Raw genomic sequence first — 19446 nt, forward strand, 5'->3', positions numbered from 1 at the left:
TCTGGTGGTATGCAAAGGTAATTACGCCAAGGTGGACTTGATAGAATAGAGGTTTCAAATAATGAAAGTAGTATTACAACGTAGTAAAGCAGCATCTGTAACAGTTGATGGTAAAGTTACAGGTGCAATTGACAGGGGTTATGTGCTTCTTGTTGGTATCACGCATGGGGATACAGTGGAGGATACAACCTATCTTGCAAAAAAAATCGCCAATTTACGCTTATGGGAAGATGCTGACGGGAAGATGAATCATTCTATTTTAGAGCATGGTGGAGCGATTTTATCTGTTTCACAATTTACTTTGTATGGTGATATAAAAAAAGGGAATCGTCCAAGCTTTACTAGTGCGGCGAGACCAGAAATCGCTGAGCCACTATGGGTGGCTTTCAATGATGCACTTCGTGAACACGGCTTACAAGTCGAAACGGGTGTTTTCGGCGCAATGATGGATGTTGCATTAACAAATGATGGCCCTGTTACTATTCTTTTAGAGTCAAAATAATTCATAGAAGCATAAAAAATGAGCATATCACTAAATCAGTGATATGCTCATTTTTTTAAATATCTTTATTAAAATAATCAAGGATTCCTTGATAGATACCTAGAGATGCCTGCTCGCGGAACTTCTCTGTTGTTATGACGCGTTCTTCCCCAGCATTACTAAGGAAACCAAGTTCGACAAGTACAGCTTGCTGGCGATTTTCTCGTAGGACTAAGAAATTACCAGGCTGTGTACCACGATCCCTTAAATTGATTTTACTTGCAAGCCCATTATGAATCGCTTCAGCGAGTCCCTTTTGGTTTCCATTTAAATAATACGAAGTGAAGCCAGAAACAGAGCTATCGTCCGTCGCATCATAATGAAGACTAATAAAGGCATCAGCATCATATTGATGGGCAACGGATACACGTTTGCGCAGCGCTACATACTCATCTGATTCACGAGTCATGATGACATCGGCACCAGCGGCACTAAGTTTTGAAGCTAATAAGGAAGCTGTTTTTAAAGTAATGTCTTTTTCATCTGTTCCACGTTGCCCAGTTGTACCATGGTCGTTTCCACCGTGTCCGGCATCAACGACAATTGTTATACCATTCAAAGTTCCTTTTTTAGGGGTGGTCTTTTTTTCATCTTTAACAGCTGCATTTTTTACATCTGTAGATACAACCCAATTCGCAACGAATGCGGTTTCCTTACCTAGTTGAATTTCGTAAAAATCATCCTTAGTTCCGATAATTGGATATGTTTCACCAGCATCTACTCGTTCGACAACTTCTGCGCTAGTTGTGGCATCCGTTCGAAGGTTTGTCCCATTATAAATAATTGTAACAGAACCTAAATCTTTTTTTGAAGAGCTGGTAGAAGTGTTTTTCGAAATATCGGAAAAAGTTCCATAAAAGCTATATACCCAGCCTGTTTTGTTTTCATTATATTGAATTTGCACCCAATTATGTTCATGTTTCAGTACTTTAAAGACTTGCCCTTTCGAGACAGTGCCAACTTTACTTGCTGATAAATCAGCTTTTTTTCTGACGTTTAATGTGTCTACCAATACTGTAAATGTCGTATCTTCGGGTGAGGTAACTGTCTTATTTTTAGTTGTTTCAGTTTTATTTTCAATTGTTTCAGTTTTGTTTTCCGTATTTTTTTTAGTTGTTTCATTAATTGTCACATAGCTAGTCGATACCCAACCAGTTAAACCGTTCCAGCTGATTTTTGCCCATTCACCTGACTCTTGTAAAAGTGTTGCTTGGTTACCTGTAGAGAGCTGACCGAGCACGGCAGATGATATATCCGGTTCGGTTCTGATATTTAACCGATCGACTTGTGCAATGACGGTTTTATCGACTGTTTGTACACTATTTGTTGGAGCAGTAAGCCAAGAAGCTACCCAACCTTCATAGTTGCCAGTTTTTACTTGAATCCAGTCATCTTGACGTCCAATGGATGTAAGGGAATCTCCTTCTTCAAGTGTCGTAATAATTGGATAAGATAGTCCTGGTCCTTCTCGTAAATGAAGTATCGTACCTGTTACTTTTAAATCACCTGAATCTGCGGAAGCTTTTTGTCCAATCTGCATACTTGGAATCGTGACGGTGAAAAATAACAGTAAGATTGGAACGATATGTAGTAGTTTTTTTATCATCGGATTCCTCCTATTCTCGTGCTATTTTATCATATTTATGATGTGAAATTCCTGTGAAGATAGTCACGGAATTCGTCGTTTTGATGTCTGTAACTTGAGAAAAACGAAAACAGTTGACAATACTTGTAGATATGACTAACATAAAGAGTAATGAAAAAATGATTGAACGCTTATGACCAAGCGAGTAGCGTATACCTCTATTGAACAAGAGAGGGAAAGACCTAGGCTGAAATCTTTCCTACAAAAATGTATAACGTGAACAACACTTGAGAGGCTTTTTTCTGAAAGGTATTACTTAGTAGGAAAAAACGGAATCGGCCGTTATCCGATTTATGAGGAGGATGCATGTTTTTTTGTGCGTCAACTAGGGTGGAACCGCGGTAGCATATATAGCTCTCGTCCCTTGCGTTTAGCAAGGTGGCGAGGGCTTTTTTTGTTTTGGTCGCCCAATATCGAGCTGGAGTCGCTCAACATCAGGGGAATCTCGCTCAAACGTCGATGGAAAAACGTTCTACTTCTCAATAGAGGTGTTCAATCCACACGCAAACTCGCTCATAAGCAAATCGTAGAGGAGGTATTTGTATGAATTTTAAAGTGCCACGTGGTACACAAGATATTTTGCCAGGACAATCGGAAAAGTGGCAAAAAGTAGAGTCGATTATCCGTGATTTATGTCGTGTTTATCGTTACAACGAAATTCGTACACCGATTTTCGAGCAAACGGATTTATTTACGCGCAGTGTTGGAGAAACAACTGATGTTGTGCAAAAAGAAATGTATACTTTCGAAGATCGTGGTGGTCGCTCATTGACACTTCGTCCAGAAGGTACAGCTTCAACGGTTCGATCTTATGTAGAAAATAAAATGTTCGGTTCTCCTGACCAACCAGTAAAGCTTTCATACATGGGGCCGATGTTCCGCTATGAACGTCAACAAGCTGGGCGTTATCGTCAATTTGTACAATTTGGTGTGGAAGCAATTGGTAGTGCTGATCCAGCAATCGATGCAGAAGTTATTGCACTAGCAATGGATGTTTATGAATCAGCAGGTTTAAAGGATTTAAAATTAGTCATCAATTCATTGGGCGATAAAGAAACGCGTGATGCGCACCGTACAGCGCTTATTAAGCACTTTGAGCCACATATCCACGAGTTTTGCTCGGATTGTCAAAACCGATTACAAAAAAATCCACTGCGCATTTTAGATTGTAAAGTAGACCGTGAACATGCATTAATGGCTACTGCACCAGCATTAACGGACTTTTTAACAGAAGAATCTGCTGCTTACTTTGCACAAGTGAAAACGTATTTGGATACACTTGGTATTTCATATGAGGTAGATCCAAATCTTGTACGAGGCCTTGATTACTACAATCATACAACGTTTGAAATTATGTCGACAGCTTCTGGCTTCGGTGCAATTACAACGCTATGTGGTGGTGGTCGCTATAACGGCTTAGTCGAGGAGATTGGTGGACCAGATGTACCTGGTATTGGTTTTGCTTTAAGTATCGAACGTTTACTACTTGCACTTGAAGCAGAAGGTGTAGAACTGGATACAGAGTCTGCGCTAGAAGTATTCATGATTGCAATGGGAGACGAAGCGAAGCTAAAAGCGGTGGAGCTAACAAGTTCATTCCGTGCGAAAGGTATTTCTACGGAAATGGATTATTTAGATCGTAAGATGAAAGCGCAAATGAAATCTGCTGACCGTCTAGGCGCGAAATATACAATCGTTCTTGGTGAAACAGAGCTTGAAGAACAAGCGGCTACGGTTAAACATATGGAATCAGGCGAGCAACAAAAAGTCGCATTTTCAGAATTAGTAAATTATCTATTAGGTAAATAATTAGTTGGAGGAATTACAAATGGCAAAGAGAACACATGCTAGTAACGAACTTTCAGAAGCGTTACAAGGCGAAAAAGTAGTATTAAAAGGTTGGGTGCAACGTCGCCGTGACCTTGGTGGTTTAATTTTCATCGATTTACGTGACCGTACAGGGATTACACAAGTAGTATTTAGCCCAGATGTAGCAGAAGCACATGCTTTAGCAGACAAAGTACGTAGTGAATACGTAATCGAAATCGAAGGGACAGTACTACTTCGTTCAGAAGATCAAATTAATCCAAACGTGCCTAACGGTAAAATTGAAGTAGAAGCGACTAGCTTAATCGTTATTAATACAGCGAAAACTACGCCATTCCAAATTGAAGACCGTACAGATGTATCAGAAGATTTACGCTTAAAATACCGTTACCTTGACTTACGTCGTCCTGTAATGTTCGATACATTCAAAATGCGTTCAGATGTAACACGTACAATTCGTAACTTCTTACAAAACGAAGGTTTCCTAGAAGTAGAAACACCAATCTTAACAAAATCTACTCCTGAAGGCGCACGTGACTATTTAGTACCATCACGCGTTCACGAAGGCGAGTTTTATGCATTACCACAATCACCACAATTATTTAAACAATTATTAATGGTGGCAGGTTTTGAAAAATACTTCCAAATCGCTCGTTGTTTCCGTGATGAAGATTTACGGGCTGACCGTCAACCAGAGTTCACACAAGTCGATATCGAAACAAGCTTCTTAACACAAGAAGAAGTATTAGAAATGAACGAACGTTTAATTCAAGCGGTTATGAAAGAAGTAAAAGGCATTGATATTCCTTCGCCATTCCAACGCATGAAATATCAAGAAGCAATGGATCGTTTCGGTTCAGATAAGCCAGATGTTCGTTTTGGTTTAGAATTAGTTGCTTTAAATGATATTTTTGATGGCTGTGACTTCAAAGTGTTTGCTGATACAGTTGCATCAGGAAAACAAGTAAAAAGTATCAACATCAAAGGTGCTGCAGACAAATACTCTCGTAAAGACATGGACGAATTAACGAAATTCGTTGGTATCTACGGAGCAAAAGGTCTTGCTTGGTTGAAGGTAACTGAAGAAGGCTTAAACGGCCCGATTGCTAAATTCTTTGATGAAGCATTAGCGGCATCTCTAATCGAGCGCATGGGTGCTGAAATCGGCGATATTCTAGTGTTCGTTGCCGACAAACCTTCTGTAGTAGCTGCATCTCTTGGTGCACTTCGTACGAAATTAGGCCAAGATCTTGGTTTAATCGACGAGTCGCAATTTGCATTCTTATGGATTACTGACTGGCCATTATTCGAGTACTCAGAAGAAGACGGTCGTTACTATGCAGCGCATCACCCATTCACACGTCCATTCGACGAAGATATCGAATTAATGGATACAGATCCAGCAGCTGTGCGTGCACAAGCTTATGATATCGTGCTAAATGGTTATGAGCTTGGTGGAGGTTCATTACGTATTTACGAACGTGACTTACAAGAAAAAATGTTTGAACTGCTTGGCTTTACAGAAGAAGAAGCGAAAGCACAATTTGGTTTCCTACTTGAAGCATTTGAATATGGAGTACCACCACACGCTGGTCTTGCATTCGGTCTTGACCGTTTCGTAATGCTACTTGCTGGCCGTACAAACTTACGTGACACAATTGCGTTCCCTAAAACAGCAAGTGCAAGCTGTTTACTGACATCAGCACCAAGTGAAGTGTCTCCGGACCAACTTAATGAGTTAAGCTTAGCAATTAAACCGTTTAGAAAATAATTTTTTCTACTGCTGTTGCTAGGGTTTCTGGAAAGAAGCATTATATATACTGACTGAATAATTTCAAATACCTAGATTCCTTAACAAAAAATGTCGGGAATCTAGGTATTTTTCTGTAATTTCGAAAGAATGCACGATTTTTAATAGTTTGGGATTTGAATTATCTGAATATTCATGTTATTATAACTGTAATGCGAATCCTGATGTGTTCGTTTAGCTGCATACTCTTATTAACAGTTTTGACCGAACAATATATCGTTGGGAGCCTTCTATTTTGTGCCAGCAAACATGCCCCACACGGAGCGGGAAGTTTAAAGTTACAAAGCGGGCACCCACCTGCAAGGCGTGGGTTCAAAACGAATGTTTTTCTTGCATTACGGCACAATCGGGATTCGTCATAGTTTAATAATTGCTTAGGCTGTTGTTTTGATAAAGATTAACGGATAAAGTGCCTTCAATTAATATTGCAGGATAATTCTCTTAGAATTTGGTGAAAAAGTATTTAAATATTATTTATATGACTTAGACTGTGGACAACATCGGAGAATTTCGAGGTTGCCTACAGTCTTTTTTCCTGTATTAAGTGATATAAATTGATTGTTTTTGAATGAAAATGATTGATTTTGATTTTTTATTGTACTATAATGACAACGTAATGCGAATGAATGAACAAGATGGTGTAGGGTTATAATAACAACTGAACATTATCATGTTATTTTAGAATTATTATTTCGTAATGGTATAGTTTCATTGTAGAAATTAGTACAAAGAACTAAATCATATGAATTAACAATGAGGAGAGATTAGGCGCTTTAAAAAGATCAACTCGTTCATATTCAAAGATTAACGCACCAAAACCTAAGATAAATCAATCAAAAACCTTCATGATAAGCGACTATATTTTAAAGATAAACAAAATCACTTAGACATCGAACTAAACATGAACAGCAAAGTATAGAAAAGTTGAATGAAAAAGATACACTATTATTCAAGTAGGAAGTGAAAGATTTCGATTATCATTCGAATGATGTCCCAGTGATCATCGCTATATCTGGATTTAATAATGCATCGAGAGCAAAAGACAAAGCATAGCAGTAATTGTCCGGGAAATATTGTTGGTTTTGACCTTGATACTCATATACTGGTTGGTAATGGTTTGTTATATTATCAGGGAATGCAATTAGGACCTGTTTCAACTGTTATGGTGCTACTATTTTAAACGCATTACAACGTCAAGTTATTGAAAAGATGGATGACGATAAAAGTGTATAATTGGTGGTTGAAAGAGTGTATGCATCGAGTGATCTAGAGCATAATTACTTAATGATTTAAAAATACAAAAATCAAATTAATTTAAAGGGAGAAATTCAAATGAAAAAATCTTATAAAATTACACTTCAAGAAGGTTTACATGCAAGACCAACAACATTATTAGTAACAGCGGTAACTCCGTTTGAATCTGAAGTATCAATGACATACAAAGAAAAAACTGTGAATTTAAAATCAATTATGGGCGTTATGGCTCTTGGGGTTTCACCTGGTTCTGTTGTAGAAATTTCAGCGGAAGGTCCAGACGCGGAAGAACTAATGAATAAAGTAACAGAAGTAATTATTTCTAATGGGATTGGTGAAGAATGCTAGAGATTAACGGGATTGCTGTTTCAAATGGCATCGCCGTAGCTAACGCTTATTGCTTGATAGAACCTGATTTATCTTTTGAAAAAGTTAGGGTTACGGATATTGATGCTGAAAAGGACAGACTAAAAGAGGCTTATCAAAAAGCAAAATTAGAATTAGAAGAAATTCGTGACATTGCTGATAGAAAATTTGGCGAAGAAAAGGCGGCTATTTTTTCAGCTCACCTATTGCTATTAGGAGATCCGGAAATGCTAGGAGCAGTTGAAGCAAAAATCGGTGATGGATGGAATGCTGAATTTGCCTTACAAGAAACGTCCACTATGTATATTGAAATGTTTGAAGCAATGGATAATGAATATATGCAAGAACGTGCAGCGGATATTCGTGATGTTTCAACTCGATTACTATCACATTTATTAGGTGTTGAGATTCCGGATTTTAGCCGCATATCAACAGACGTAATCATCGTAGCGGAAGATTTAACACCTTCTTTAACAGCCCAATTAGATAAAACATTCGTTAAAGGGTTTATTACTGATATTGGTGGTAGAACTTCGCACTCAGCTATTTTAGCAAGAACGATGGAAATTCCCGCTATTGTAGGTACTAAAACGGCTACGAGAGATATCGTCCAAGGGGCTCCAGTTATTATCGATGGTTCGACTGGCAAAGTTATTATGAATGCTACTGAAGACGTGCTAAATGAATACTTGGAGAAACAGAAAAAGAGCGAAGAGGAAAGACAATTACTAGAGCAATATCGTTCTTTAGAGAGCGTGAGTGCTGATGGCCACCATGTTGAAATCGCTGGAAACATCGGGAAACCAGAAGATGTTGACATGATACTTGAAAATGGTGGGGACGGAATCGGTCTATTCCGTACAGAATTCTTATACATGGATCGTCAGGAATTACCAAATGAAGAAGAGCAATTTACCGCTTATAAAACTGTTCTAGAAAAAATGCAAGGCAAGCCGACTGTTGTTCGTACATTAGATATCGGTGGCGATAAAATCCTGCCTTATTTAAAACTAGAGCATGAGATGAATCCATTTTTAGGTTATCGTGCAGTCCGTCTATGTTTAGATCAGCAGGACATTTTCCGTACGCAATTACGTGCCCTATTAAGAGCAAGTACTTACGGTAATTTGAAGGTAATGTTCCCGATGATTGCAACATTAGAAGAGTTCAGAGAAGCCAAAGCCTTGTTATTAGAGGAAAAACAAAAGCTAGTAGCAGAAGGAATAGCTGTATCTGACACGATTGAAGTAGGTATGATGGTTGAAATCCCATCTGCAGCAGTTATTGCTGATCTATTTGCGAAAGAGGCAGACTTCCTATCTATAGGAACAAATGATTTAATACAATATACTTTAGCGGCAGATCGCATGAATGAAAAGATTTCCTATCTATATCAACCGTACCATCCTGCAATCATTAGGCTTGTGAAAAACGTCATTGAATCTGCTCATCAACACGGTAAATGGGTAGGTATGTGTGGTGAAATGGCTGGAGATGAAATCGCTATTCCAATCCTGTTGGCACTAGGATTAGATGAGTTTTCTATGAGTGCGCCATCAATCTTAAATACACGTGCGCAAATTGCCAAATTATCTAAAGCTGAAATAGCTGGACATCTTGAGCAAATATTTACGTTAACGACTGCAGTTGAAGTAGAAGCTTACGTGAAAAAGTATTTATTGAAATAGTGTCTAAACAATATTTATACAACTCTGGCTGTAGACAAGCTCAAAGGATTTCGAGTTTGTCCACAGTCTTTTTCTTTTACAAAGAAGAGAATCTGGAGGCTTTACGTAAAAAGAAGCGTTCATTTTGCATAAATCTAACAGGTGTGTTGATAAGGGGAATATTGGGTTGTTATTTACCGATAAAATGGTTAATTTCATATTCAATACTAGCATAGGTTACTTTTTTAAAAATTGATTGTAGCGGATAGTGCTTGCCCGCGGAAACGAGCATCCCGTAGCGGAAATCAACCTACCGTTTTAATAGTTATGGTAAAAACTCGTTAATAAACAGGCCAGTAAATCTAAGTGAAACCTTTTTTAGCGTTTTTATTTCGATAATCAACGCATAATAAAGGAGATCGAAAAGAAAGTAGTTTGTTTTGATTGTTTTTGGCTGAAAATGATTGATTTTGATTTTTTGTTGTACTATAATTACATTGTAAGGTGAATGAATGAACAAGAGGGTGTAGGGTTATGATAACAGCGGAACGTCATCAAATTATTTTAGATTTATTAACTCGAAATGGTGTAGTTGACTTGCAAAACTTAGTACAAAGAACAAAATCATCTGAATCAACAATTAGGAGAGATTTAGCTCTTTTAGAGGAGCAAGGACTTTTGAAGAGAATTCATGGGGGAGCAACACAACCATATTCAAAGATAGATGAACCTAATATGCAAGATAAATCATCCAAAAACCTTCATGATAAGCAATTAATTGCAGAAGCTGCGGCAAGTATGATTCGTGATGGGGATTGTGTTTATCTCGATGCAGGAACGACTGTTTCAGAGATGATTCCGTTTTTAACGAATAAAAAAATCGTAATCGTAACCAATGGTGTAATGCATGTTGATGCATTAACTTCAGCAAATATAACGACTTATTTAATAGGCGGAAGGATTAAAGCGAATACTAAAGCTATAGTGGGTTCTGTAGCTCAAGAGAATTTAAAGCAGTTTAGATTTGATAAGTGTTTTTTAGGTATGAACGGTATAGATGTGAATTTTGGATTTACTACGCCGGATCCAGAAGAGGCTGTTCTGAAGAAAATTGCAATAGAATTAGCTGAAGAAACGTTTGTTTTGGCTGATAAAAGTAAGTTCACAGAAACATTCTTTGCAAAAGTAGCGGAGATTGAAAAGGCAGGTATTATAACAACCAATCTAGATAATGAAGCTATGAAAGAATACTTAGATAAAACAAACATGAAGGTTGTGACATCATGATTTATACAGTAACACTGAATCCATCCATTGATTTTATCGTTGAGGTGGACCATTTTCAAATCGGTCATTTAAATCGCATCGATCGTGAAAGTAAATTTCCGGGTGGAAAAGGGATTAATGTCTCACGTGTTCTAAACACGATTGACGTACCCTCTAAAGCATTAGGTTTTTTAGGAGGCTTTACCGGGGAATTCATTCAAAATACGTTAGAAAGTGAAGGGATTCATACTGACTTTGTAAAAGTAGAACAAGACTCGCGGATAAACATAAAGCTGAAGACAGGGGAAGAAACAGAAATTAATGGACAAGGACCTGCTCTGAGCGAAAAAAATATTCAGGATTTATTTATGAAGTTAGAAACTTTACAAGAAGGCGATATACTCGTTTTAGCAGGTAGCATACCCTCTTCACTACCTAAAACATTCTATTCAGATTTAACGAGGGAGTACGGTAAGCGCGGAGTGAAAGTAGTAGTTGATGCAGGTGGTAAAGTTCTTGCAGAAGTATTACAAGATAAGCCTTTTTTAGTTAAACCGAACCATCATGAGTTAAGTGAATTGTTCGGAGCAACAATTACAACTGTTGAAGAGGTAGTTCCTTACGGTAAAAAGGTTGTAGAAATGGGAGCTGAAAATGTAATTGTTTCAATGGCTGGTGATGGGGCCCTTCTATTTACAAATGGTGAAGTTTATAGTGCTACCGTTCCGAAAGGGAAAGTGCTTAATTCTGTAGGAGCTGGTGACTCATTAGTGGCAGGTTTTATTGGAACATATTCAAAAGAGCAAGACTTTATTAAAGCATTTCAAGTTGCTGTCGCATCAGGAAGTGCAACTGCATTTAGCCAAGATTTAGCGACTAAAGATAAAATTGATTCTTTATTGGATCAAGTGACTATCAAGAAAATTAAGTAGCTGGAATTATTGGAACTTATTCGAAAGAGCAAGATTTAATTAAAACATTTCAAGTTGCCGACATAACAGATCGTGCAACTGCATTTAGCCAAGATTTAGCAACTAGAGAAAAATTGATTCTTTATTGAATCGTGTAACTATCAAGAAAATTAAGGTTAGGTGGTCTACGATGAAAATTACGGATTTATTAAAAAAAGATACCGTTATTATCGATTTAGCTGCTACTAGCAAATCTGCAGCTATTGATGAAATGACTAAAAAATTAGATATAGCTGGTCGTTTAAACAGTTTAGATGGCTATAGAGAAGCGATCTTAAAAAGAGAATCTCAAAGTACTACAGGTATCGGTGAAGGAATTGCAATCCCTCATGCAAAAACAGACGCAGTAAAAACACCATCAATTTTATTTGCAAAATCAGTAAATGGTGTAGATTATGAATCATTAGATGGAAAACCAGCGCACCTTTTATTCATGATTGCAGCAAGTGCTGGTGCTAATAATGAGCATCTTGAAACATTATCTCGTCTTTCTTCCTTATTGATGGATGCCAAGTTTCGTGAAGATTTATTAGCAGCACAATCTCCAGAAGATGTTATCAAAATAATTGATGCTAAAGAAAAAGAAGAAGACGGCGAAGAAGAAGCAACTGCAGAAGTTAAAGAAGATGAACAATTAATTTTAGCGGTAACAGCATGTCCTACGGGTATTGCTCATACGTATATGGCAGCTGATGCTTTGAAGGCGAAAGCGAAAGAAAGAGGAATTGCATTTAAGGTTGAAACGAATGGGTCAACAGGTGTTAAAGGTGCATTAACGGCAGAAGAAATTGAAAAAGCAACAGCGATTATTGTTGCGGCTGATAAGCAAGTTGAAATGGACCGATTTGCAGGTAAGCATGTCATTAAAGTTCCTGTTGCAGCGGGTATTCGTAAAACAGATGAGTTACTTGATCGTGCTTTAAAGCAAGATGCGCCTATTTATAAAGCAACAAGTGAAACTGTTGGAACTACTGAAGAACCAACATCTGAAGGCGGGTTTAAAGAATATTTCTATAAACCATTGATGAATGGTATCTCTAATATGTTACCATTTGTTGTTGGTGGCGGTTTATTAATTGCTTTATCATTTTTAATTGGTGGTATTAACGCGGAAGGAACATTAGCTGAAGCTCTAAATACTATTGGCTCAGGTAATGCCTTTGCATTACTCATTCCTGTACTTGCTGGATTTATTGCTAGGGGTATTGCAGATCGTCCTGGATTAGCGCCGGGTATGGTCGGTGGTTTCTTAGCAGCATCTGGTGGTGCAGGATTCCTAGGTGGATTAGTTGCTGGTTTCTTAGCAGGTTATGTAGTAATTGGATTGAAGAAACTATTCTCACATTTACCTCAATCATTTGAAGGAATTAAGCCAGTATTATTATATCCATTCTTTGGTATGACAATTGTCGGCTTAATCATGATTTTTGTTGTTAATACACCAGTGAAGTTTGTAATGGACGGATTAACTTCGTGGTTAAATGGTTTAAGTGGAACAAATATCGTATTTTTAGGTATTATCCTAGCGGGTATGATGGCAGTTGATATGGGGGGACCAATTAATAAAGCAGCATTCACATTCGGTATTGCGATGATTGATGCTGGTAATTATTCTCCTCAAGCAGCAGTTATGATTGGTGGTATGGTTCCGCCTCTTGGAATGGCACTTGCTACAACATTCTTTAAAAATAAATTTACGTTAGCAGAACGTGATGCAGGTAAAACAAACTATGTAATGGGTCTTTCTTTCATAACAGAAGGGGCCATTCCATTTGCAGCAGCAGACCCATTACGTGTTATCGTAAGTTCTGTTGTCGGTGCGGCTATCGCTGGTGGTTTGGCTTTATTCTTCGGTTGTACATTACAAGCTCCACACGGTGGTATTTTCGTAATCTGGGCTGTTAAAAATCCATTAATGTACTTAGTATCATTAGTGATAGGTGCCGTTGTTACGGCGGTTATGGTTGGATTCTGGAAAAAACCAATTCAAGAAAAAGTGTAAGTTATAACGAGAGGGCGTCTAATTAGTTAGCTAAGTTGACTAATGGGGCGCCCTTAATTTGTTGAAATGTCTCATTATTAATTAAATTCACGTTATTTATGATAAAAAAGCATAGAATAAGAAAAATTTGCGTATAACAGTAAAAATTGCTTTATTTTTATTTGCAAACGCTTTATAATTGGTATAGACAACTATACCTGTAGTTGGGAGAGAAATTGTTTTTCTTATGGAGGTGTAAAATTGACCAATACACTTTTAATTTCAAATGTCACAATTGTGAATCATGATCAAGTTCCATTTGAAGGTGATGTATTCATTGAAAATGGTCGAATTAAAAGAGTTGGTAAAGCATTATCGGCTGTAGCAGAGCAAGCTATCGATGCGAAGGGCAAGGATTGGATTTTGTTCCCAGGCTATATTGATATGCATATTCATGGTTCTGCAGGCAATGATGCGATGGATGCAACAGAAGATACACTTCATAGTTTGGGACGTTCGTTAGTAAAAGAGGGTGTAACTAGCTTTCTAGCAACAACGATGACACAATCTTGTTCTGCTATTGAAAAGGCATTAGCAAATGTTGCACACTTTGAAAGTGCTGAAGATGAGGCTGAACTTCTTGGGGTACATGTAGAAGGCCCGTATATTTCAACAAAACGAGCAGGAGCACAACCCATTGAATATATTAAGCTACCGTCTATCCAACAATTTAATCGATGGCAGGAATTAAGTGGGCAACGTATTAAACAAATTACAGTAGCGCCTGAAATCGAAGGTGGTTTCGGATTTATTGAAGAACTTAGTAAAAATGGGATTGTTGTTTCGATAGGACATTCAGATGCCACAACTCAAGAAGTAGAACAAGCTGTGCAATTAGGGGCTAAGCAAGCGACGCATTTATTTAATCAAATGAGACCGTTCCATCATCGAGAGCCAGGCGTAGTAGGAAGTGTCTTAGTAGAAGATAATGTGAAAGTAGAAGTGATTGTGGACTTTGTGCATAGTCATCCAAAAGCTGTCGAGTTAGCGTATCGTTTAAAGGGTGCATTGGGGATTATTTTAATTACAGATGCAATGCGTGCAAAAGGGCTATCGTATGGAGAGTATGATTTAGGTGGTCAAGCTGTCTCTGTGACAAAAACGGGTGCACATTTATCAAATGGCGCACTAGCTGGAAGTGTCCTAACAATGGATTTAGCGGTGAAAAATATGCAATCTGTGACAAATTGTTCGCTACAAGAGCTTGTCGCAATGTCTTCAACTAACGCAGCAGAGCAATTACGTCTAACAACAAAAGGCTATATTACAGAAGGCTTTGATGCTGATTTTGTTATAGTAGATCAAAAATTGAATGTACAAAAAACTATTTGTCGAGGTAAAGTAGTATTTGAGAATGCTAAAGAAGAAGTGTAGTAAGGATGGTGCAAATTTTGTTAGATAAAAATTCTCATATACCTATCTATGTACAAATAGAAGAAATATTAAAACAACGTATTTATTTAGAAGAATATAAGATTGGTGAAAATATACCTTCTGAAAGGGAATTATCCTTGCAGTTCGATGTAAGTCGAATGACAGTACGCCAATCCATTACAAATTTAGTGAATAGTGGTTTATTGTATCGTGAAAAAGGGCGAGGCACGTATGTGGCTAATCCAAAATTAGAACAACCGTTAATGGGTTTAACAAGTTTTACAGAGGATATGAAAGCTAGAGGTATGGAGCCGAGTAGTAAGGTATTACGCTTTGAAAAAATCGTGCCACCGATGGATATTGCACGTGATTTACTCTTAGAACAAGGCGAAGAGGTATTCTTTGTTGTAAGGATAAGAAGTGCAGATTCAAAACCGATGGCTATAGAAAGAACGTATATCCCAGTCAAAGTGTATCCTGAACTGGATGAAAAGAAAATTATGGGTTCTCTATATGCATTAATTGAAGCTAAATTTCATCAGAAAATTGGTAATGCCATTCAACAAATGGAGGCTGCGATTGTCTCAAATGAGGATAGTAAATATTTGCAGATCAACAGCACTGCTCCTGTTTTAATCATAAAACGTACAAGTTTTTTAGCTGACGGTATCCCATTCGAATTAGTACGAAGTATATATCGTGCTGATCGATACAAATTCATAAGTGAAATAAAAAGGTGATAATATGCATACTTATTTTCAAGAAGTACAAAAACTTCTGTCTCGTGTTTTAGAGAAGGAGCATGTAAGTATAGAAAGAGCTTCACAAGTAATCGTAGAGCGACTTCAAAATGGGGGCGTTTTACAATTGTTTGGATGTGGACATTCACATTTATTGGCGCAAGAGGCATATTACCGTGCAGGAGGCCTTGTGCCAGTACGCCCAATCATTATAGAGCCGTTAACGCTTCATGCAGGGGCACTTACTTCTTCCACAAATGAAAAAGATCCAGACATCATTCACAGCTATGCAGATCAATTTAATTTTCATGAACAGGATATTCTGATGGTCATTTCCACTTCTGGGCGTAATAATGCACCGATTGATGCTGCATTATTAGCAAAAGAACAGGGGATACCAGTGATGTCACTTCAGTCGTTAGACTATAAAGAACATACAACACGACATAAAAGTGAAAAACGCCTTGAGGATATTGTTGATTTTGTGTTAGATACCCATGTTCCTGTTGGTGATGGATTACTTAGTCGTTCTGGCATGCAGTATGGCCCAGCTTCAACAGTTGTTGGCTCTACAATACTAAATACTTTATTGAGCCAAGTGATTGAAAAAATGGCGGACCAAATGGATGTCTTGCCTGTTTTTGAAAGCACAAATGTAACAAGCGATCAAAATCACAACACCTTAATGATTACCAAATATGAAGGTCGAATTGACTTTAAATAATAATAGGAGGTTTTATCTATGAAAAAAACATATAAAATTACTACGCCAGAAGGTTTACATGCACGTCCAACAGCACTTTTAGTTTCTGCCGTAACACCATTTGAAGCTGAGGTAGAACTAACTTATAAAGATAAATCAGTCAACCTAAAGTCTATAATGGGCGTGATGTCACAAGGTATTTCACCAGGGAGTGTTGTAACGATTTCGGCACAGGGTGCAGATGCTGACAAGCTTATGAAGACTGTAACAGAAGTAATCATTTCAAAAGGAATTGGTGAAGAATGCTAGAATTGAAGGGGATTGCTGTTTCCAACGGCATCGCCCTAGCAAAAGCTTATTGTTTAATAGAACCAGATTTATCATTTTCTAGGGTTGAAGTGTCAAATACAGAATCAGAAAATACTAGATTTAAGAATGCTGTGGCAACATCAAAGCTTGAACTACAAGAAATATGTGAAATGGCTAGACATAAGTTTGGTGAAGAAAAAGCAGCAATATTTTCTGCACATCTTTTATTACTTGAAGATCCTGAAATGCTGTCTGCTATAGAAGTAAAAATCAATGAAGGTATTAATGCCGAATACGCTTTGCATGAAGTATCTTCTATGTTTATAGCTATGTTTGAGTCGATGGATAATGATTATATGCGAGAAAGAGCTGCCGATATTCGAGATGTTGCAAAACGCATTTTAGCGCATTTACTGGGCGTGACAATACCCGATTATAGCCGTTTGACTACAGACGTTATTATAGTGGCAGAAGACTTAACACCATCGATGACTGCGCAGTTAGATACAAGGTATGTGAAGGGTTTTATTACAGATATTGGTGGTAGAACATCACATTCAGCGATATTGGCTCGTACAATGGAAATTCCTGCAGTCGTGGGTACAAAAACAGCGACAAAGACTATAAAACATGGTGCGCCCGTAATTGTAGATGGCACAAACGGAACAATCATCATGAACGCAACGGAAGAATTATCGCAATATTACATCAACCAACAAGAGGCGCATGAAAAAGAGAAACGAGACCTTGCGCAATATCGCTTCTTAGAGAGTAAGAGTGCAGATGGATACACTGTGGAAATCGGTGGCAATATCGGTAAGCCAGAAGATGTCGATACAGTTGTCACGAATGGCGGAGACGGTATCGGTCTATTTCGGACAGAATTTCTTTATATGGATCGACAGGAGTTACCGAATGAGGAAGAACAATTCGCTGTTTACCGGGCTGTGCTTGAGAAAATGCATGACAAACCAACTGTTGTACGGACTTTAGATATTGGTGGCGATAAAAATCTACCTTATTTAAAGTTGGCACCAGAAATGAACCCTTTTTTAGGCTATCGTGCGATCCGCTTGTGCTTAGATCAGCAAGAGATTTTCCGCACGCAGCTACGTGCCTTATTACGGGCTAGTATGTTTGGGAATTTGAAGATTATGTTTCCGATGATTGCTACAGTTGAGGAGTTCAGAGCGGCAAAAGCATTATTACTGGAAGAACAGCAAAATTTAAAAAATGAAGGATTTGCTGTGTCTGGAACAATTGAAGTCGGTATGATGATTGAAATTCCATCAGCAGCTATTATTGCAGATTTATTTGCAAAGGAAGCGGACTTTTTCTCTATAGGTACAAATGATTTAATCCAATACACATTGGCAACAGATCGTATGAATGAAAATGTCTCTTATTTATATCAGCCGTATCACCCTGCTGTTCTAAGACTAATTAAAACAGTTATTGATGCAGCCCATAGTCAAGGGAAATGGGTAGGCATGTGTGGGGAAATGGCGGGGGATGAGATTGCAATCCCTATATTACTCGCATTAGGTTTAGATGAGTTTTCGATGAATGCGTCGGCTATATTAAAGACCCGTGCGCAAATTACGAAGCTTTCGCGAGAGCCGTTAATGGAACATATCGAGCACATAATGATGCTATCAACTGCAGAAGATGTCGAGCATTACGTACGTAATCATCTGGTAGTCTATCATCAATAGATTGAAGATTTCGAGAATGGAAGGGGGTATCTATTATAGAAATTAAATCGATTCCACAAGAAGACTATCCACAAGTCCATCGATTAAGGGATTATTGTTTTCCAAACAAATATGTAGGGTCGCGTCGTGAGGATTTTCACTATTGGGTGCAGCATAGCCAAACGCTAGGTGCATATAATGGGGAAAAAGTTGTTGGTCAGTTATTGGTGCTCCCACTTAATATGACGGTGCATGGTATGAATTATGAGATGGGTGGCATTGGTTTTGTTGCGACATATCCTGAAAATCGTAATCAAGGAATTATGAAAAAACTAATGATTAAAGCATTAATTGAAATGCGTAACAATGGGCAATTCATATCTGTACTAGCCCCTTTCTCAGTGTCTTTTTATCGTTATTTTGGGTGGGAGCTATTTTTTGAAAAACTGCATTATTCGATCCCGACGGAGGCGTTTCCTAATTTCGGTCAACAGGTGGATGACGTAAAGCGAATGAGCTTTGAATGGCCAGACGAGGATGTTTTTCAGGATATCCAACAATTCTTTAATGAGCAAGCTTTACTAAATAACGGTAGTATGAAGCGCGATAGTGCATGGTGGCAACGTATAGCGAGGAGAGAACCGGACAGTCATTTAGCTGCCTATTACCGTGATCATCAAATAGCGGGTTATGTGCGCTATGAGATAAGTAATTTAACTTTCTTGGTTAAAGACTTTGTAGCAGAGGATATCGTAGCTGAACAAGCTATATGGCGCTTTATCACGTCGCATACTGCAAGTGTAAATAAAATTGAAGGTATTACCTCGAATGATTGCCGCTTTGGTTTTCATTTTGAGCAACCTCAATTTAAACAAGAAATTACGAAAGATGTCATGGTAAGAATAGTGGATGTTTTTGAATTTTTGAAACGTTATCCATGGGAGGATATAACTCAACCTTTGTATTTAAGTATTAAAGATGTATTTGGGCCTTGGAATGAACATCTCTATAAAATAAATAAAAATGGTGATGTGGAGAAAATCGAGGATAATTCGATCGAGGATAATCATATCTTAGCATTACCAATCAACATATTTTCAGCAATGATGGTCGGATACCTTTCTGTAAGGGACACAATTATATATGCAAACAAAGAGGTATTAAAGGAAGTGATCGATAATTGGCAAGATGCTATTCCTAGTAGTAGGCCAGTTTTTTATGAGTATTTTTAAGTAACC

At 37.9% G+C, this 19446-nt stretch carries 16 protein-coding genes, 1 other RNA gene and 1 other annotated feature; of the genes, 15 read left to right on the forward strand and 2 right to left on the reverse strand.

Going from position 1 to position 19446, the window contains the following annotated elements:
- Positions 1-61: 61 nt before the first annotated feature.
- Positions 62-502: a D-aminoacyl-tRNA deacylase gene (dtd, locus tag ACIQ2D_RS16090; RefSeq protein ID WP_402865772.1), complete on the forward strand. Its 441-nt coding sequence runs from the start codon at positions 62-64 to the stop codon at positions 500-502.
- A 55-nt stretch (positions 503-557) separates the two neighbouring features.
- Here dtd and ACIQ2D_RS16095 read toward each other — a convergent pair whose 3' ends face one another.
- Positions 558-2147: an N-acetylmuramoyl-L-alanine amidase family protein gene (locus tag ACIQ2D_RS16095; RefSeq protein ID WP_402865774.1), complete on the reverse strand. Its 1590-nt coding sequence runs from the start codon at positions 2145-2147 to the stop codon at positions 558-560.
- Positions 2148-2310: 163 nt separating this feature from the next.
- Positions 2311-2554 (forward strand) — a binding site (T-box leader).
- Positions 2555-2729: 175 nt separating this feature from the next.
- Here ACIQ2D_RS16095 and hisS point away from each other — a divergent pair.
- The 3 genes from hisS to ssrS all read left to right on the forward strand — a co-directional run bounded on the left by hisS (position 2730) and on the right by ssrS (position 6180).
- Positions 2730-3995, forward strand: coding sequence for a histidine--tRNA ligase (gene hisS, locus ACIQ2D_RS16100; protein WP_402865776.1), 1266 nt, complete (start codon positions 2730-2732; stop codon positions 3993-3995).
- Between the two features lie 19 nt (positions 3996-4014).
- Complete coding sequence (gene aspS / locus ACIQ2D_RS16105) at positions 4015-5784, forward strand: aspartate--tRNA ligase (protein ID WP_402865778.1); 1770 nt, start codon at positions 4015-4017, stop codon at positions 5782-5784.
- A 194-nt stretch (positions 5785-5978) separates the two neighbouring features.
- Positions 5979-6180, forward strand: a non-coding RNA gene (gene ssrS / locus ACIQ2D_RS16110) — 6S RNA.
- 620 nt (positions 6181-6800) lie between these two features.
- Here the strand turns inward: ssrS and ACIQ2D_RS16115 are convergent.
- On the reverse strand, positions 6801-6980 hold the full coding sequence (locus ACIQ2D_RS16115; RefSeq protein WP_402865780.1) for a hypothetical protein: 180 nt from the start codon (positions 6978-6980) through the stop codon (positions 6801-6803).
- A gap of 175 nt (positions 6981-7155) precedes the next feature.
- Between ACIQ2D_RS16115 and ACIQ2D_RS16120 the strand changes: the two genes are divergently transcribed.
- The 11 genes from ACIQ2D_RS16120 (at position 7156) to ACIQ2D_RS16170 (ending at position 19440) form a co-directional block, all read left to right on the forward strand.
- A complete protein-coding gene (locus ACIQ2D_RS16120; RefSeq protein ID WP_402865782.1) occupies positions 7156-7425 on the forward strand; it encodes an HPr family phosphocarrier protein in 270 nt (89 codons plus the stop codon).
- Complete coding sequence (gene ptsP / locus ACIQ2D_RS16125; RefSeq protein WP_402865784.1) at positions 7419-9131, forward strand: phosphoenolpyruvate--protein phosphotransferase; 1713 nt, start codon at positions 7419-7421, stop codon at positions 9129-9131. The genes ACIQ2D_RS16120 and ptsP (ACIQ2D_RS16125) overlap by 7 nt, the downstream gene beginning before the upstream one ends.
- Before the next feature lie 513 nt (positions 9132-9644).
- Positions 9645-10397, forward strand: coding sequence for a DeoR/GlpR family DNA-binding transcription regulator (locus ACIQ2D_RS16130; protein WP_402865786.1), 753 nt, complete (start codon positions 9645-9647; stop codon positions 10395-10397).
- Positions 10394-11308 carry a 1-phosphofructokinase gene (gene pfkB, locus ACIQ2D_RS16135; protein WP_402865788.1) on the forward strand — a complete coding sequence of 305 codons (915 nt, stop codon included), beginning with the start codon at positions 10394-10396 and terminating at the stop codon, positions 11306-11308. Before ACIQ2D_RS16130 ends, pfkB begins: the two co-directional genes overlap by 4 nt.
- A 169-nt stretch (positions 11309-11477) precedes the next feature.
- Complete coding sequence (locus ACIQ2D_RS16140) at positions 11478-13349, forward strand: PTS fructose transporter subunit IIABC (RefSeq protein WP_402865790.1); 1872 nt, start codon at positions 11478-11480, stop codon at positions 13347-13349.
- A 240-nt stretch (positions 13350-13589) separates the two neighbouring features.
- Positions 13590-14762, forward strand: coding sequence for an N-acetylglucosamine-6-phosphate deacetylase (nagA, locus tag ACIQ2D_RS16145; RefSeq protein WP_402865792.1), 1173 nt, complete (start codon positions 13590-13592; stop codon positions 14760-14762).
- A gap of 17 nt (positions 14763-14779) precedes the next feature.
- Entirely contained in the window at positions 14780-15502 is a 723-nt protein-coding gene (locus ACIQ2D_RS16150) for a GntR family transcriptional regulator (protein ID WP_402865794.1), read from the forward strand.
- A 4-nt stretch (positions 15503-15506) separates the two neighbouring features.
- On the forward strand, positions 15507-16226 hold the full coding sequence (locus ACIQ2D_RS16155; protein ID WP_402865796.1) for a sugar isomerase domain-containing protein: 720 nt from the start codon (positions 15507-15509) through the stop codon (positions 16224-16226).
- A gap of 18 nt (positions 16227-16244) precedes the next feature.
- Entirely contained in the window at positions 16245-16514 is a 270-nt protein-coding gene (locus tag ACIQ2D_RS16160; protein ID WP_402865798.1) for an HPr family phosphocarrier protein, read from the forward strand.
- Positions 16508-18229: a phosphoenolpyruvate--protein phosphotransferase gene (ptsP, locus tag ACIQ2D_RS16165; protein WP_402865800.1), complete on the forward strand. Its 1722-nt coding sequence runs from the start codon at positions 16508-16510 to the stop codon at positions 18227-18229. Before ACIQ2D_RS16160 ends, ptsP (ACIQ2D_RS16165) begins: the two co-directional genes overlap by 7 nt.
- A 50-nt stretch (positions 18230-18279) precedes the next feature.
- A complete protein-coding gene (locus ACIQ2D_RS16170; RefSeq protein ID WP_402865916.1) occupies positions 18280-19440 on the forward strand; it encodes a GNAT family N-acetyltransferase in 1161 nt (386 codons plus the stop codon).
- Positions 19441-19446 lie beyond the last annotated feature (6 nt).

The sequence above is a fragment of the Lysinibacillus sp. NPDC097287 genome, from assembly GCF_044761695.1.
Classification (GTDB): domain Bacteria; phylum Bacillota; class Bacilli; order Bacillales_A; family Planococcaceae; genus Lysinibacillus.

What these genes read in the sequence shown, in the direction of transcription:
- ptsP (WP_402865800.1), top strand. Translation starts at nt 16,508, where the DNA reads ATGCTAGAATTGAAGGGGATTGCTGTTTCCAACGGCATCGCCCTAGCA.
- ACIQ2D_RS16140 (WP_402865790.1), top strand. Translation starts at nt 11,478, where the DNA reads ATGAAAATTACGGATTTATTAAAAAAAGATACCGTTATTATCGATTTA.
- ACIQ2D_RS16095 (WP_402865774.1), bottom strand. Translation starts at nt 2,147, where the DNA reads ATGATAAAAAAACTACTACATATCGTTCCAATCTTACTGTTATTTTTC.
- aspS (WP_402865778.1), top strand. Translation starts at nt 4,015, where the DNA reads ATGGCAAAGAGAACACATGCTAGTAACGAACTTTCAGAAGCGTTACAA.
- ACIQ2D_RS16130 (WP_402865786.1), top strand. Translation starts at nt 9,645, where the DNA reads ATGATAACAGCGGAACGTCATCAAATTATTTTAGATTTATTAACTCGA.
- pfkB (WP_402865788.1), top strand. Translation starts at nt 10,394, where the DNA reads ATGATTTATACAGTAACACTGAATCCATCCATTGATTTTATCGTTGAG.
- ACIQ2D_RS16155 (WP_402865796.1), top strand. Translation starts at nt 15,507, where the DNA reads ATGCATACTTATTTTCAAGAAGTACAAAAACTTCTGTCTCGTGTTTTA.
- dtd (WP_402865772.1), top strand. Translation starts at nt 62, where the DNA reads ATGAAAGTAGTATTACAACGTAGTAAAGCAGCATCTGTAACAGTTGAT.
- ptsP (WP_402865784.1), top strand. Translation starts at nt 7,419, where the DNA reads ATGCTAGAGATTAACGGGATTGCTGTTTCAAATGGCATCGCCGTAGCT.
- hisS (WP_402865776.1), top strand. Translation starts at nt 2,730, where the DNA reads ATGAATTTTAAAGTGCCACGTGGTACACAAGATATTTTGCCAGGACAA.
- ACIQ2D_RS16160 (WP_402865798.1), top strand. Translation starts at nt 16,245, where the DNA reads ATGAAAAAAACATATAAAATTACTACGCCAGAAGGTTTACATGCACGT.
- ACIQ2D_RS16120 (WP_402865782.1), top strand. Translation starts at nt 7,156, where the DNA reads ATGAAAAAATCTTATAAAATTACACTTCAAGAAGGTTTACATGCAAGA.